Raw genomic sequence first — 13914 nt, 5'->3', positions numbered from 1 at the left:
GCCAGCCAAAACGGGATTTCTTTCAAACAAAAAGTAGAGGGGTGTCGCGATTTTTCGCTCAATTGCTCTCGCTTTCCACGTTTAGCTTGCGCTGCTTCATTTCTTCGATGACTTTGCGCTGATTTTCCATGTTGATGAGGCCACTTTCTTGGTCGCGTGCCAGCTTCAGAATGTCGTCTTCCGCCTTTTTGATTTTGGCTTTGTAGTCCTCGATGCTTTTTTCCAAGTCTTTGGAGGTCTTGGCCATGTTCTGGTTGTTCTTTTCCAAGTCCTTGAGTTTTTTCTCCTCGTCTTTTATTTGCTTGTCGTAGGTGGCGCGGCGCACGTCGTAGTAGAATTGTCGAAGGGCGCTCGATACCTCTGTGGCTCGCGACGGGTTGTCGCGGCTGTTGAGAAACGAGGAGCCTGTGTCGAACCACGCCGTCAGGGCAGCGCCCGACGAGGTTTTTTCGATGTTGGAATACAGCGAGAAGGGGTCGGCTCCCAACATTGAGGATTTCAGGTCGTTGGCCGACCATTCGTTGCCTTTCTTTTTCAATTTGGCGTTGAAATGTTTTTTTGTCCAGTTTTTCCACTCGTTTTCCACCATGTCAGTCGTGGCGTTTGGGAACTCGAGCCGGAAACCCGGTCGGCTGCCGAAGGACATCATCCTTTCGGTTTCTCTGACGACGTTGTTCTGTGCGGGAAGCAGGGCCGTGCCGAGCAGCACGAACAGGAGCGGTAGAATAGTTTTGAATTGCATAATCGTGAAATTTTGTTGTGAGGTGGGAATTGGCATTTGTAACAAAGGTAAAGTTGAAAAAAGAAAAATCGCACAGAAAAAAACGGTTGTTATGCGGTCGAATCGAGGGAAAGAATTTTTCTTTGTGCCTCCTTCCTTTCTTCATCAAAAAACCCAGAACCACTCTAATTAGTTATGGCCAAAATCCTGATTGTGGACGACGAAATGCCCATCCGCCGCACTTTGCGCGACATTCTCGAATTTGAGGGATATGATGTGGACGAAGCATCCGATGGGCTGGAGTGCATCGCAAAAGTGCAGAAAGAAAAGTACGATGTTGTCATCACGGACATCAAAATGCCCAAAATGGACGGTATCGAGGCGCTGGAGCGCCTGCAAATCCTATCGCCTGAAATACCCGTCATCATGGTGAGTGGTCACGGCACCATTGACACCGCCGTGGAAGCGGTGAAAAAGGGCGCGTTCGACTTCATTTCCAAGCCGCCCGACCTGAACCGAATGCTCATCACCGTGCGCAACGCCATCGAACGCGCCGACCTCGTGAACACGACCCAAGTGCTGCGCAAACAGGTGAAAAGCAGCAAGGGCGTGACGATGATTGGCGAGAGCGGGCCGATTCTGGAAATCAAAAAAATGCTGGAAAAGGTGGCGCCTACCGAAAGCCGAGTGCTCATCACTGGCCAAAATGGCACTGGCAAAGAATTGGTGGCGCGTTGGATTCACGAAAAAAGCAATCGCGCCGACGGTCCACTTGTGGAGGTGAACTGCGCGGCGATTCCGGCTGAACTGATTGAAAGCGAGTTGTTCGGCCACAAAAAAGGCTCGTTCACCGGCGCGATTGCCGACCGCCCCGGCAAGTTCGAGGCAGCCAACGGCGGCACTCTTTTTCTCGATGAGATTGGCGACATGAGTCTCGACGCGCAAGCCAAAGTGCTCCGCGCCCTGCAAGAAAGCAAAATCGTCCGTGTGGGCGACTCCAAGGAAATCAAGGTGGATGTGCGGGTGTTGGCGGCCACGAACAAAGACCTTCGCGCTGAAATCGCTGCTGGCCGCTTCCGTGAAGACCTCTATCACCGCTTGGCAGTCATCGTCGTCAAAGTACCCTCCCTCAATGAGCGCCGCGACGACATCCCGCTCCTTGTGGAGCACTTCAACCGCCGTATCGCCGACGACTACGGCCACCCGCCCAAGACTTTCACGCCCGGTGCCATCAAGTCCTTGCAGGATTACAACTGGACGGGCAACATCCGTGAACTGGCGAACGTCATCGAACGGCTATTTATCCTTTGCGACCAAACGGTGAGCGAGGCCGACGTGGAGCAGTACGTTTATCCCAAGAAGTAGTAGGTCTTGCGGATTGGCGGGTGGGCAGGTCGCACAACCAGTCCACTTGTTTGCACGAGGGCGCGGGCTTTTGGCCGCGCCCTCGTTTTGTTTGCCTCCCCGAACAACGCCTTCTTAAATCTCGCGCCGCCAAGTTTTCGGTATAGTTTAAAGCGCAATCTGTTCAAAATCATGGCCATCACTCGGGGACACCTGACAAATCCCAGCAAATCAAGGGGGATTTTCAGGCGACTTTTCCGATTTTTGCGACATGAAATGGACGACCATTTTCCTCTATGGCCTTGCGTTGGGGCTGTTGTTGGCGGCGCTGCATTTTTTCCAATACCGTTTGCTGGTGTTGGAACACGCCGAGGAGTGGTACGTTGGCTTGGTGGCTATCCTGTTCACGGCATTGGGCATTTGGGCTGGCAAAAAACTGACGCGCAGAAAAATGCCAACACACATCACACAGGTGCTGGCTGCTGCCCCCGCTCTGGCTCCACAAGAAAAGGTTTTGGAAAAACTCGGTATCACGCCACGCGAGATGGAAGTGTTGCAACTCATCGCTCAAGGCTTGACCAACCAAGAAATCGCCGACCGGCTTTTTGTTTCGCTGAATACCATCAAGACACACACTTCCAACGTGTTCGCCAAATTGGACGCGCAACGCCGCACCCAAGCCATTCAGAAGGCAAAAGCACTCGGCCTACTCCTCTGATGCACTCCCACGAAAGCATGATTTTGAGGTGCCGGGCCACGAATCACCCGAACGGGTGAGGCGACTGTGGCATGAGAGGCCGTCATTTGTGGCACTTTTTCACATTTAAAACACCTAACGACATGAACAAGATAGTTCTCAAATACGGATTGATTTCCGGCGCAGTAGCCGCCGTTATGATGACAGGCTCCGCGCTTTATTTCAAAAATGCGGCAGACCACCAAAACGGAGAGGTCATAGGCTATGCCGGCATTTTGCTCAGCATGCTATTCGTCTATTTTGGCGTGCGCACCTATCGGGAGCAATTCGCAGGGGATGCCTGGGGCTTTGGAAAAGCGTTCAAAGTGGGTTTGGCCATCATGCTGATTTCGTGCCTGTGCTATGTGGCGGCATGGATGGTCGTCTATCAGACGCTCATGCCTGATTTTATGGACAAGTACATAGAACAGGTGTTGGCGCAAATGAAGAGCAAGGGCGCGACGGAAGAGCAAATCAGCCAAGAAGCTGCCAAAATGGAGGGCTACAAAACCATGTATAAAAACCCATTTACCCGTGCGGCGCTGACATTTATCGAGCCATTGCCTGTGGGTCTGCTGGTGACGCTTGCCACATCGTTTTTGCTGCGGCGAAAAAAAGGAGAATAGGTGTTGATAGCATGGCACAGAAGTGAAAACAGTGGGTGTGTTTTTTAGTTAAAACAGGTTAAAACCCGTTAGAAAAACGTAAAGATTGCCTGTAGCGCCTCTTTTTTGTTCGCAATGTTGCAACCACCCATGTAACCTTGTTGTCCGTTTGAGCGTCGCTGGGAAGGCAGTCGAGACGAAGCGTTCGTTCCAAGTGTCGTAAGACCCAAGCGGCCTCCAATTTTCCTCGTGCTATTTTTCATTTAACGAATCAACCACTCTGCTATGCGCAACAAATCTTTCTTGTTCGTCCTTGCTTTCCTTCTCTCTTCCTTATCTGTTATCGGCCAACGCGAAGAAACCCTGCTCGGCACTCGGGGTTGGGGTCTTTCCGGCCTATGGGGCGGTGTCTCGTGGGATTACACGCAATATAAAAACATAGAAGCAACCAACCGGCGAGGCTTCTTCGGTTTTGAGTTTGGCCGTTCGCTTCAACTCGGCTGGTCGCACTTTCGCATGATTGACGACATCCTGCTCGTACCCGGCGAGACCCAAAGACTTGATTTCAACTACAACGGCGGCTTCATTGGCTATGCCTTCATCCCATACAAGGCCATCCACCCCACGCTCAACGTGGAAATAGGGCAGGGGAGAGTGCGGCACAGCGTGGAAGGACGCGACAACACGCTCACGATACAACCCTCTGCGGGAGTGGAAATCAATGTGTTCCGTTGGTTCCGTTTCGGTTTGGAAGGCGGTTATCGCTTTGTCAACGGTTCCAACTACGCCAGCATCACCGACCGCGACCTTTCGGGGCCTTTCGGACGGGCTACCCTCAAATTCGGCATGTCGTGGGGGCGTTACTGCAAAAAGCCTGACTACAAGAAAAACTACGAAGACTAAGCGCGGCATCTTCCCTAACAAACATCAGACGAGTGAGCGGCTCGCAGGCGAAACCTGCGAGCCGCTTGTTTGTTAGGCAGTGGCGAACTGATTGAAAACAATTGTCTCATCCACGTCCCTTGCGTCCAAAAACCGCTAATTTTGCCCCTAAATCTACCATTCTCAAATTAGCACACTCGCATGGAAGTCCTGACCACCTCTCCCGTATCCTCTGCCGACCTCATGGAACTTGAAGACCGCTACAACGCGCACAACTATCATCCTATTCCGGTAGTGTTGGAACGAGGACGAGGCATCTTTGTATGGGACGTGGAAGGCAAGCGTTACTATGATTTTTTGTCGGCTTACAGCGCCGTAAACCAAGGTCACTGTCACCCGCGCATCATCAGTGCATTGACGGAACAGGCTCAAAAACTGACCCTCACCTCCCGCGCCTTTTACAACAACCTGCTTGGGGAATACGCCGAATTCATAACCCATTATTTTGGCTACGACCGAGTGCTGCCCATGAACACCGGCGTGGAAGGCGTGGAGACCGCCATAAAGCTCGCCCGCAAATGGGCATATAATATAAAAGGTGTGCCGGAAGGGCAGGCCAAAATCGTCTTCGTGGAAGGCAACTTTCACGGACGCACGTTGGGAGCCATTTCTGCCTCGACCGACCCCAGCAGCCGCAAGGGCTTCGGCCCATACATGAGCGGCTATGTGGTGATTCCGTACAACGACCTCGCGGCATTGGAAAAGGCTCTGCAAGACCCCACGGTAGCAGGGTTTCTTGTGGAGCCGATACAGGGCGAGGCTGGCGTGTATGTCCCAGACGACAATTATCTGCCGACCGCTTACAAAATGTGTCGTCGTAGCAACGTCCTCTTCGTTGCCGATGAAGTGCAGACTGGCATCGCCCGCACGGGCAAACTTCTGTGCTGCGACCATTTTGGATTCAAACCCGATGTTTTGATTTTGGGAAAGGCGCTTTCCGGCGGCGTGCTGCCGGTCAGCGCCGTGCTTGCGAGCGATGAGGTGATGCTCACGCTCAAACCCGGCGAACATGGCTCTACGTTTGGCGGCAACCCGCTTGCTTGTGCCGTTGCGATGGAGGCACTAAAGGTCGTGGCCGATGAGAACCTGGCCGCCAACGCCGAAACATTGGGCAAAATCTTCCGCGCTCGCATGGAAGATTTGAAGCAGAAACGCCCAGACCTCGTGACCTCGGTGCGCGGCAGAGGTCTGTTGAACGCCATCGTCATCAACGACGCGGAAGACAGCGACACGGCATGGAATATCTGCCTCGCCTTGGCGGAGCATGGCTTGCTCGCCAAGCCCACACACGGCAACATCATTCGCTTCGCTCCCCCGCTCGTGATGACGCGAGAGCAACTGGAAGAATGTTGCGACATCATCGCAGGGGTGATTGGTGGTTGGAAATAGTCCGTTCAGACAAATTTGAAGGACATCCGCAGCCCGATGGCATTTTGCCCGTCGGGCTGCGTTTTTTTCAAGAGGCTGTTTTATACCTTGATTCGCCAGGATTTGTCAGATGCTCACGATTGATGTCCCTGATTTTGAACAAAAGGCGCTTTTGGCTATGCCCAAAACCTGGCGGCGCGAAGGATAAAAAGCTATTTCACAGGCATCGCAGGGTGCCAGCCCGCATTTTCCACATTTTTTGAAAACAGGCATTCTGTCCGGCTAACAACCGCTGTTCGCGAAAAGTATAATTGCTCGAAAAAAAATGGAGATTATTGCAAACGTGAACACCTTTTCTACCTTTGCGCCACTTCGTTTTAACGCTTTGTTAAGTTTCGAGCTGGCTGGGTGGATTTATAGCGTATCTAAATAAACGTGTTTCTTAACACTTCGTTTGGTGGAAAAAAGACCGTTTTTACCTTTGCGGTGACGAAACGCTGACGAAACGCCAACTTTGAAAATTTCGACGAAAAACACCTTTTTGCCCTGATTTGAGAAAAACAACCATACACGATATGTTGCTGAAACGCATTTGTTGGGTCATCGCGCTTGCATTTACTGCCTCGCTGTCGCTTTACGCAGCCCCCAACGTCGAAGAAGGTAAAGCCCTTTTCACGAACAACTGCGCCTCCTGTCACAATAAAAACATGAAAGACAAGCTCACCGGCCCCGCGCTGGGAGGCATGGAGGAACGCTGGGCACCCTACCCTCGCAAGGATTTGTATGCATGGATTCGCAACTCGCAGGCACTCATCGCCACGGGGCATCCTTATGCCAACCAGTTGTGGAACGAGTGGAAGCCCGTGCTGATGAACAATTTTACGGGCTTGACCGACGAGCAAATCGAGAGCGTCATCCTGTACGTCAATCAAGAGTACAACAAGGTGCCTACCACGGCTGGGCCAACAAGCCCGCAGGGAACTGGCAAGAAAGAATCAGGCACGCCGTGGCTTTTCGTTGGCCTTGCCGTCATTCTTGGCTTGTTGGCCTTCGCCTTGATGCGCATCATCAACAACCTCGGCAACATAGCACGGGTGCAGGAAGGGCAAGCACCGATACAAAGGACTTTGGCGCAGACGCTCACCAGCAAAGGGGCTATTGCGTTCCTCGTTTTTGCTGTCACACTCATTTTTGGCTACAAGACGGTGGACAACGCGACCAAATTGGGGCGGCAGCAGGGCTACAAACCCGACCAGCCCATCGCATTCAGCCACAAGCTCCATGCGGGCACCAACAAAATTGATTGCCAGTATTGCCACGACACCGCGCGCCGTTCCAAGCACGCCTCCATCCCTGCCGCCAACACTTGCATGAACTGCCACTCCGCAGTCAAAAAAGGCAGCATTTCCGGCACTGCCGAAATCACCAAGATATACGCCTCCATCGGTTTCGACCCGATGCAGAACAAATACATTCCCGACTACGAATTCTGGAGCGAAAAACAAATCGAAGACCTCTACAAAAAGTGGGTGGGTCAAGAGTATATGTCGGAAAAATCACTCACTGCCTTGGACGAAAACGGTCGCATGGTCGTGGAAAATCAGTGGGAAGGCATCGTGAAGGCGCTGAAAAATGATTCCAACGGCAAGATTCAAGGCCCCATCGAATGGGTACGCATCCACAACCTGGCCGACCATGCTTATTTCAGTCACGCACAACACGTCGCGGTCGGTCAGATAGCTTGCCAAAAATGTCACGGCCCCATCGAGGAAATGGAGGTGGTGCATCAGTATTCCACGCTCGGCATGGGCTGGTGCATCAATTGCCACCGCGAGACGGAGGTGAAATTCAAAGACAACGCTTACTACGAGCAATACGCACGCTACCACAATGAACTCAAAGCAGGCACCCGCGACAAAGTCACGGTGGAAGACATCGGTGGCTTGGAGTGCCAAAAATGCCATTATTGATTGCGTTGCCAACCACATTGCTCATTCTCCCCCTCTAAGCCTCAATAGCACATTCGCAAATTAGCACATTGAAAAATATGCATCACGATAACGGTATCTGGGTCAGCACTGAAGATTTGACGCGGGAAGAATCGTTCCTGCAATCGGCTGGAAAAGAGTTTTCCGTCGAAAACATGGACCAAACCGATGGCAAATGGGAGACCAATCGCCGCGACTTTCTAAAACTGCTCGGCTTTGGCTTGGGAGCAGCCACGCTGGCTGCTTCTTGCGAAATTCCCGTCAAGAAGGCAATTCCCTACGTCACTAAGCCCGACGAAATCGTGCCGGGCGTGGCCAATTATTATGCCTCCTCTTTTGTCAACGGTGGCGACTACTGCGCCGTCTTGGTGAAAACACGCGAAGGTCGCCCCATCAAAATCGAGGGCAACACATTGAGCAGCGTCACGAAAGGCGGCACTAGCGCCCGTGCGCAGGCATCCGTGCTGAGCCTTTACGATACCCGCCGCATCCAGCATCCGGGCACCGTCAAGGAAGGCAATGTGACCAAGATGGAATGGGTTGCCTTCGACCGCGAGGTCAAAGCCAAACTCGCCGCGGGCGGCAACATTCGCATCATCGCTAACACCATCATCAGCCCTACCGCCAAAAAAGCCCTCGCGGAGTTTCAGTCGAAGTACCCGAACAGTCGTGTCATTACCTACGACCCCGTTTCCGCGGCAGCGCTCTTGGCTGCCAACCAGCAGTCCTTTGGGCAGCGTGTCATTCCTGACTACAAGTTCGGGGCAGCAGATGTCATCGTTTCTTTCGGTGCTGACTTTCTGGGCACATGGATTAGCCCAGTCGAATACGCCCGCGAATACGCCAAAAAGCGCAAGATTCGTGACGTGAAAGGCGCAAAAATGTCGCGCCACTATCAAATCGAGAGCCACATGTCGCTCACTGGCTCAAATGCCGACAACCGTATCCTTATCAAGCCCAGCGAAATGGGAGCCGCCATCGTGGCGCTCTACAACGAGCTGACGGGCGGCAGCGGAGGGCCAAAACTAAGCAATGAAAAATCGGTGGCTGCCATCAAAAAAATGGCAAAAGACCTCACCAGCCGCAAAGGCAAAACCCTCGTCGTGTGTGGCTCCAACAACGTGATGGAGCAGCTCTACGTCAACAAAATCAATGAATTGCTCGGCAATATCAACTCAACCGTTGATTTCAATGCTGTTTCGTACATGCGTCAGGGCGACGAGCGCGAAATGATGCGCCTCATTGACGAGATGAACGCCGGTCAAGTCGCGGTAGCCATCGTATGGGGAGCCAATCCTGCTTGGGACTTGCCGAACGCATCCAAGTTCAGCGAGGCTTTCGCCAAAGTAGGAACCCGTATCTCCTTCAATGGCGTGCTCGACGAAACGACGCTGCTTTGCACACATTCAGCACCAACCCACCATTTTCTCGAATCATGGGGCGACGCTGAGCCGAAAGCAGGCCATTTCAGCCTCATCCAGCCGACGATTGCCCCCCTGTTCAACACACGCCAAGCTGAACACAGCCTGCTGGAATGGGCAGACAGCCCCAACCTTAATCGTCAGGACGAACAGCCTTATTATCAATATCTGAAATCGCACTGGGCGAATGAAATGTTCAAGCGCCAGTCGAGATACAGCACACCCACCGCTTTCTGGGACATGAGCCTGCATGATGGAGTGTTGGAAATACCGGCCACAGGCACGACGGTTTCTGTCAACGACATTGCCCTCAATCCTGATGCCGTGACCAAGCCTTCGGGCAGCGATATCGAGGTTTCTTTCTACGAAACGGTCAACATCGGTGGCGGTCAATATGCCCACAATCCTTGGTTGCAAGAAATGCCCGACCCGGTTCATCGCACTGTCTGGGGCAACTACCTCAGCATTCCGGTCGAGTGGGATGGCGTGAACAAGATAAAGGGTTGGAATGGCTTGCAGGACGGCGACATGGTGGATGTGGAAGTCAACGGCCAGAAAATCACCTGCACGGTCGTCCGTACCTTTGGCCAACCAACAGGCACGGTAGCCATTGCTTTGGGCGGCGGTCGAGAGGCAGGCGGATGTGGCGTGGGCTATGGCGTGAACGTGAACCCCGCACTTCCGATAGCAGGCGGCTTCATTCAGTATTTCGCGGGCAATGTGAACGTGTCGGGCAAAGTGGGTGCCGATAAACATTTCCCCACTGTTCAATTCCACCACACGATGGGTGTGGCAGCCGAGGGCAAGGAGGAAGGCAAGGTTATCAACGTGGACGAGAAGGCATTGGGCTGGAAAGGTTTCCAAGGCGCGTTGACCGACCGCTCCATCATTTTCCACACACACGTCAAGGATTTGCCCAAGTTTGCCGACAAAATGGAGGCTTTCCATGAAGAGGCCTCTCACTTAAATGAACAAACTCTCTACCCCGACCGCTCCGACTTTTTTGGCACGGGCGTCAAATGGGGCATGTATGTGGACATGAACGCTTGCGTGGGCTGCGGCGCTTGCCAAGTGGCTTGTGTGAGCGAGAACAACGTGCCAGTCGTCGGCAAAAAAGAGGTGCATCGCCACCACGAGATGACGTGGCTGCGCATTGACCGCTACTTCTACGGCGATTTTGAAAACCCGAAAGTGGTGTATCAACCCATGATGTGCCAACACTGCGACAACGCTCCTTGCGAGAACGTTTGCCCTGTGAACGCCACCAACCACTCTATGGAGGGCATCAATCAAATGGCTTACAACCGCTGCATCGGTACTCGTTATTGCGCCAACAACTGCCCTTACAAAGTGCGCCGCTTCAACTGGCTCGACTACACCACCGCAGACACTTTCCCCGGCAACGAGGAAAAAGTATTCCGCTTGGAAGGTGACGACAAGCCGTTCTACGCCGACAACCTCGTGCGCATGGTACTCAATCCCGACGTGACAGTACGTTCGCGTGGGGTCATCGAAAAATGCACCTTCTGCATCCAACGCATACAGGAAGGCAAACTCACCGCCAAGCGTGAAAGCCGTGCCATCATGGACAACGACGTGCGCACCGCTTGCCAGACCGCTTGCCCGACGGGAGCTATTGTGTTTGGCAACCTCAACAACCCGCAAAGCGAAGTGAGCAAACTGACCAAAGGCACTGCCCCTCTTGCCTACCAAGTGTTGGAGGAAATCAACGTTCGTCCGGGAGTGAGCTACTCGGCCAAAGTCAACAACAGCAACGAAGAACTTTATTCATGAATGACAAATGATGAATGACAAACGATGAATAACTGGCGCCACGACGTGCAAATTCATCATTCTGCATTCATCGTTCATAATTTTAAAAAATTATGTCTCAACCAGTCGCACCTGTACGGCACGTTTTGATTGAAGGCAACAAGTCTTACCACCAAATCACGGAAGACTTGTGCTCGCCTACCGAGAAGACTCCTTCGAGGGAGTGGATTGTCGTCTTTGCCTTGTCAACCGCCTTAGTTGGCCTCTATGTCTTTGCCATCGTGTGGACGGTCTGGAAGGGCATTGGCTCTTGGAACCTGAACCGCACCGTCAACTGGGGTTGGGACATCACCAACTTCGTGTGGTGGATTGGTATCGGTCACGCAGGCACGCTCATCTCGGCCATTTTGCTGCTCTTCCGCCAGCGTTGGCGCACCGGTGTGAACCGCGCCGCCGAGGCCATGACCATCTTCGCGGTGATATGCGCAGGCCAGTTCCCCATCTTCCACATGGGGCGCGTATGGATGGCGTTTTTCACCATTCCATTCCCGAATACGCGCGGCCCGCTCTGGACGAACTTCAACTCGCCGCTGCTCTGGGACATTTTCGCTATCTCGACTTATTTCTCCGTTTCCATACTGTTCTGGTACACGGGCCTTGTGCCTGACCTTGCCACCATCCGCGACCGCGCCAGTGGCTTTCGTCGCCGGATGTACGAGATATTCTCATTTGGCTGGACAGGTAGCGCCAAGCACTGGCAGCGCCACGAATCGCTCTCGCTCGTGTTGGCTGGTCTTTCCACCCCACTGGTGCTTTCGGTACACACCATCGTGTCGTTCGACTTTGCCACATCGGTGTTGCCGGGCTGGCACACCACCATCTTCCCGCCGTACTTTGTTGCGGGCGCAGTGTTCTCTGGGTTTGCCATGGTGCAAACGCTGATGATTATCACCCGCAAAGTGCTGGGTTTGCAAGAATACATCACTATCAACCACATCGAATCCATGAACAAAATCATCGTGCTCACGGGTACGATAGTCGGTGTGGCATACCTCACGGAGCTGTTCGTGGCGTGGTACTCGGGTTACATCTACGAACAATTCGCTTTTTACAACCGCGTGTTTGGCCCCTATTGGTGGTCATACTTCGGCATGATGTTCTGCAATGTCGTTAGCCCGCAGTTGTTCTGGTCGCGCAGGATTCGCCGCAGCGTGTGGTGGACGTTCTTCATGTCCATCATCATCAACATCGGTATGTGGTTTGAGCGTTTCGTCATCATCCCCACGACGCTGGCGCGTGATTTCTTGCCCTCTTCTTGGAGCCTTTACAGCCCCACTTGGGTGGAAATCTCCATGTTCCTCGGCACTATGGGCGTTTTCTTCTTCTGCTATTTGGTCTTCTGCCGCGTGGCCCCAGTGGTGGCGGTGGCGGAAGTGAAAGCCATCCTGAAGGTGGCAGGCGACCAATACATCGGCCCCAAGGCTAAAAAGGCGCACGGCCACGCATCGCAAACCGAGCCAGTATCGAAAAAAGTGGATGAGGGTTGATAAAAGGTTGACGCTCTTGATTTCGACGCTCATTCATCAATTATCGCTAAACTCTTAATACTCAAGAATAAATGGCTGCTCAAAGCAAAAAAGTCCTCTACGGGCTTTACAACGACGAAGAAGAACTGAAAAGCGCTGTCAAGGCGGCACATGCGCAGCATTTGGACATCATGGATGTCTACACACCCTTTCCTGTGCATGGCCTCGACCCTATTCTTGGTCTGAAAGAAAGCCGCTTGCACATCATGGGCTTTATCTATGGCTCTATCGGTGCCTTGTTCGCTTTCTTGGCCATGACATGGATTTTCACCAGCGATTGGCCCATCGTTTTTGGCGGCAAGCCATATTGGTCGGTGCCGGCATTTATTCCCATCATTTTTGAAAACACGGTCTTGTATTCCGCTTGGGGCATGACCATCACCTTCTACACGATTTGCGGAATGTGGCCGGGCGTGAAAGCCAAGATTTTGGACAATCGCATCACGGACGACAAGTTTTGCCTTGCATTCGACGTGACGGAAGCCCCGGAAGGCGATGTCAAAAACTTGCAAGGCTTTTTCACCAAAACCGGCGCGGCGGAGGTGAACGTGAAAACGATTTAAGTGGTGATTTGTAGAGATGTTGATTGGTTGATTTGAAAATCACGAATTGACATTTCGCCGCTCCGAGCAATTGCAAATCAGCAAACCAACAAATTCAACGAATTAACAAAAAGATGAAATACGCACTTGGCGCAATAGTCGGAATAGCCTTGTTTGCTTGGCTTTTTTCTGTGTGCTCTCCAGCAGGCATCAACAAGACGGGCCATGAATATATGCCCGATATGTATCACTCTGTCGGCTACGAGGCCAATCAGTACAATGCTTACTCTTGGAACCACTGGGACGGAGACAAGAGCGTCTTCACCAAGGCAGAGCTGTCGCAGCCGCGTGGCAGCGTGAACGGTACCATCCCTCGTGGCTACACAGCGGTGCACTATGGCGACGCTTCGGCTATTGATGTGGTGCGCGGCAAAAATGCGCCCAACGCCATTGCAGCGCCAGTGAACGGCCAAGTGCCATTCTACTACGAAAACACGGAGGACGACCGCCTTCGCTGCGAGCAGGAAATCACGACCAACCCCTTCCCAGTTACTAAAAGTGGTCTTGAGCGTGGCAAGGCACTCTACGATGTGCAGTGTGCCATCTGTCATGGAGAAAAAGGCAACGGTGAGGGATGGCTGGTGACCATGCCCGATAGCAAGTATCCCGCTCAGCCCAAAAATCTTGTCGGTCCAGACATGGTCGAGGCCAAGGAAGGCCGCTTCTATTTCTCCATCATGTATGGCAAAAACGTGATGGGCAGCTATGCGGACAAACTTTCCTACGAGGAACGCTGGCAGGTGATTCACTACATCCGCTCGCTTCAGACAAAGTAAAAATTTGGCCTACGGCGAATAAAACGCCATGTTGAAAACTATTCAAGAAACA

General features: G+C 52.7%; 11 protein-coding genes. 10 read left to right on the top strand and 1 reads right to left on the bottom strand.

Annotated features, from left to right (window positions below):
* Positions 1-58: 58 nt before the first annotated feature.
* Entirely contained in the window at positions 59-742 is a 684-nt protein-coding gene (locus KIS77_16245) for a hypothetical protein (GenBank protein MCW5923893.1), read from the bottom strand.
* A gap of 174 nt (positions 743-916) precedes the next feature.
* Between KIS77_16245 and KIS77_16240 the strand changes: the two genes are divergently transcribed.
* The 10 genes from KIS77_16240 to KIS77_16195 all read left to right on the top strand — a co-directional run bounded on the left by KIS77_16240 (position 917) and on the right by KIS77_16195 (position 13862).
* Positions 917-2086 carry a sigma-54-dependent Fis family transcriptional regulator gene (locus KIS77_16240; protein MCW5923892.1) on the top strand — a complete coding sequence of 390 codons (1170 nt, stop codon included), beginning with the start codon at positions 917-919 and terminating at the stop codon, positions 2084-2086.
* A gap of 250 nt (positions 2087-2336) precedes the next feature.
* Positions 2337-2783 carry a response regulator transcription factor gene (locus tag KIS77_16235; GenBank protein MCW5923891.1) on the top strand — a complete coding sequence of 149 codons (447 nt, stop codon included), beginning with the start codon at positions 2337-2339 and terminating at the stop codon, positions 2781-2783.
* Positions 2784-2905: 122 nt separating this feature from the next.
* A complete protein-coding gene (locus KIS77_16230; GenBank protein MCW5923890.1) occupies positions 2906-3427 on the top strand; it encodes a DUF4199 domain-containing protein in 522 nt (173 codons plus the stop codon).
* Between the two features lie 264 nt (positions 3428-3691).
* On the top strand, positions 3692-4309 hold the full coding sequence (locus KIS77_16225) for a hypothetical protein (protein MCW5923889.1): 618 nt from the start codon (positions 3692-3694) through the stop codon (positions 4307-4309).
* Between the two features lie 180 nt (positions 4310-4489).
* Positions 4490-5737, top strand: a complete 1248-nt coding sequence (gene rocD, locus KIS77_16220; protein ID MCW5923888.1) for an ornithine--oxo-acid transaminase — start codon at positions 4490-4492, stop codon at positions 5735-5737.
* A 554-nt stretch (positions 5738-6291) separates the two neighbouring features.
* On the top strand, positions 6292-7686 hold the full coding sequence (locus KIS77_16215; protein MCW5923887.1) for a c-type cytochrome: 1395 nt from the start codon (positions 6292-6294) through the stop codon (positions 7684-7686).
* Between the two features lie 77 nt (positions 7687-7763).
* Positions 7764-10919, top strand: a complete 3156-nt coding sequence (locus KIS77_16210; protein ID MCW5923886.1) for a Fe-S cluster-containing hydrogenase — start codon at positions 7764-7766, stop codon at positions 10917-10919.
* A 92-nt stretch (positions 10920-11011) separates the two neighbouring features.
* Entirely contained in the window at positions 11012-12445 is a 1434-nt protein-coding gene (gene nrfD, locus KIS77_16205; GenBank protein ID MCW5923885.1) for a polysulfide reductase NrfD, read from the top strand.
* A 71-nt stretch (positions 12446-12516) separates the two neighbouring features.
* Positions 12517-13047, top strand: a complete 531-nt coding sequence (locus KIS77_16200; protein ID MCW5923884.1) for a DUF3341 domain-containing protein — start codon at positions 12517-12519, stop codon at positions 13045-13047.
* Between the two features lie 113 nt (positions 13048-13160).
* Complete coding sequence (locus tag KIS77_16195) at positions 13161-13862, top strand: cytochrome c (GenBank protein MCW5923883.1); 702 nt, start codon at positions 13161-13163, stop codon at positions 13860-13862.
* The last annotated feature ends 52 nt before the right edge of the window (positions 13863-13914 follow it).

The organism is Saprospiraceae bacterium, from assembly GCA_026129545.1.
In the GTDB taxonomy this organism is placed as follows: Bacteria; Bacteroidota; Bacteroidia; order Chitinophagales; family Saprospiraceae; genus M3007.
Note: the sequence above shows the minus strand (reverse complement) of the source record. Positions and strands in the feature narration are given on the sequence as shown.

What these genes read in the sequence shown, in the direction of transcription:
- KIS77_16245 (MCW5923893.1), bottom strand. Translation starts at nt 742, where the DNA reads ATGCAATTCAAAACTATTCTACCGCTCCTGTTCGTGCTGCTCGGCACG.
- KIS77_16240 (MCW5923892.1), top strand. Translation starts at nt 917, where the DNA reads ATGGCCAAAATCCTGATTGTGGACGACGAAATGCCCATCCGCCGCACT.
- KIS77_16235 (MCW5923891.1), top strand. Translation starts at nt 2,337, where the DNA reads ATGAAATGGACGACCATTTTCCTCTATGGCCTTGCGTTGGGGCTGTTG.
- KIS77_16230 (MCW5923890.1), top strand. Translation starts at nt 2,906, where the DNA reads ATGAACAAGATAGTTCTCAAATACGGATTGATTTCCGGCGCAGTAGCC.
- KIS77_16225 (MCW5923889.1), top strand. Translation starts at nt 3,692, where the DNA reads ATGCGCAACAAATCTTTCTTGTTCGTCCTTGCTTTCCTTCTCTCTTCC.
- rocD (MCW5923888.1), top strand. Translation starts at nt 4,490, where the DNA reads ATGGAAGTCCTGACCACCTCTCCCGTATCCTCTGCCGACCTCATGGAA.
- KIS77_16215 (MCW5923887.1), top strand. Translation starts at nt 6,292, where the DNA reads ATGTTGCTGAAACGCATTTGTTGGGTCATCGCGCTTGCATTTACTGCC.
- KIS77_16210 (MCW5923886.1), top strand. Translation starts at nt 7,764, where the DNA reads ATGCATCACGATAACGGTATCTGGGTCAGCACTGAAGATTTGACGCGG.
- nrfD (MCW5923885.1), top strand. Translation starts at nt 11,012, where the DNA reads ATGTCTCAACCAGTCGCACCTGTACGGCACGTTTTGATTGAAGGCAAC.
- KIS77_16200 (MCW5923884.1), top strand. Translation starts at nt 12,517, where the DNA reads ATGGCTGCTCAAAGCAAAAAAGTCCTCTACGGGCTTTACAACGACGAA.
- KIS77_16195 (MCW5923883.1), top strand. Translation starts at nt 13,161, where the DNA reads ATGAAATACGCACTTGGCGCAATAGTCGGAATAGCCTTGTTTGCTTGG.